Source organism: Nguyenibacter vanlangensis (genome assembly GCF_013376155.1).
GTDB lineage: Bacteria > Pseudomonadota > Alphaproteobacteria > Acetobacterales > Acetobacteraceae > Gluconacetobacter > Gluconacetobacter vanlangensis.
The window spans coordinates 1-560 of sequence record NZ_JABXXP010001232.1; the positions used below are offsets into that span (position 1 = coordinate 1).

At 72.1% G+C, this 560-nt stretch carries 1 protein-coding gene and 1 pseudogene; both read left to right on the forward strand.

The window, feature by feature from the left end; translation table 11 throughout:
• Positions 1 to 293 (forward strand): 2-dehydro-3-deoxygalactonokinase (locus tag HUK84_RS22305; RefSeq protein WP_176642057.1); only part of this gene is annotated, 293 nt, incomplete at its 5' end.
• 10 nt (positions 294 to 303) lie between these two features.
• Positions 304 to 560, forward strand: a pseudogene (locus HUK84_RS22310) (2-dehydro-3-deoxy-6-phosphogalactonate aldolase); the annotation flags it as partial.

Here is a 560-nt window from a genome sequence, read left to right on the forward strand (position 1 = left end):
TCTCGGCGCGCAGCCTGTTCCTGAGCGGGGCGGTCGGCGCCGCCGAGACGCGCGATTATCTGTCCGGCCTGCTGGTGGGCGACGAGATCCGCGCCGGCCTGGCCGAGCGGCCGGACATGCTGCCCACGGTCCTGATCGGCGAGGAGCGGCTGTGCGGGCTCTATGCCACGGCCTTCGAGATGCTGGGCGCGCCGGTGCCGCGAACCATTGGCAACACCGCGCCGGCGGGCCTGTACCACATCGCCATGACGGCCGGCTATTTCCGGACCGATCCGCCGACCCATTCCGGCTGAGGAGAGAACGGTGCCGACATTCGACGACGCGCTGCGCGCCTGCCCGCTGATCGCCATCCTGCGCGGCGTCCGTCCGGACGAGGTGCTGGAGATCGGCGCGGCCCTGGTCGATGCGGGATTCACCATCATCGAGGTGCCGATGAATTCGCCCGAGCCCCTGCGCAGCATCCGCCTGCTGCAGGACCGTTTCGGCCGGCAGGCGCTGATCGGCGCCGGGACCGTGCTGTCCGAGGCGGCGGTGGCGCAGGTCGCCGACGCGGGCGGGGG